Origin of the sequence: Candidatus Pelagibacter communis (assembly GCF_001179945.1) — a bacterium.
Lineage (GTDB): Bacteria > Pseudomonadota > Alphaproteobacteria > Pelagibacterales > Pelagibacteraceae > Pelagilacustribacter > Pelagilacustribacter ubique_A.
In genome coordinates this window covers 1-574 of the sequence record NZ_CVSG01000060.1, presented here as the reverse complement: position 1 = coordinate 574, position 574 = coordinate 1, and the positions used below count along the sequence as shown (strand labels likewise).

Sequence of the window (574 nt, the reverse complement as noted above, 5' to 3'; positions counted from 1 at the left end):
ATTCAGCATAAGTATTTGGCAGTAGGTCGAAATTGGCATGGGCTTTGCGTTGCATGACTCTATCAAAGCGACTATCACCTGTTATATAGATTTTATTGTCATCAACAAGATACATAAGATTTTTTTTTAAGCGATCAGAACCTGTTAAGATCAAATCAAACTTGTTAAATATTCTCTTATTAAAGCTACGCAAAAAAAATAATTTGTAATGTGATTCTCGGTAAATATTTGCATTAATTAATACGGTATTGATTCCAATCAGCTTGGCAATATAAAGATGAGTAGGCCAAATATCATTACGTGTTGTGATATAATAATTAATATTTATTTTGCGAAAAAAGAATAATGCTGACCAATAAAAATCAAAAGGGTGATAGCAAACTGCATCTACTAATTTAGTATTTCTTTCCGGGTTGTATACTGTAGGAGAAAAGAATGTTTGAAGAAGGAAAAATTTTTCCCGGTCCATTTTTTTTAAGATTGGTTTTAATTGCTCAAATTCCCCTGCAGAAGCTGCGTGAAATAGGACTACTTGTTTGCCCGATCCTTGTTTCTGCCATATTTTTTTAGCAGA

General features: G+C 32.1%; 1 protein-coding gene. It reads right to left on the bottom strand.

Annotated elements, in window-relative coordinates; translation table 11 throughout:
* On the bottom strand, positions 1-574 hold a 574-nt coding region (locus AMN78_RS01540; protein WP_218836541.1), incomplete at both ends, for a 3-deoxy-D-manno-octulosonic acid transferase.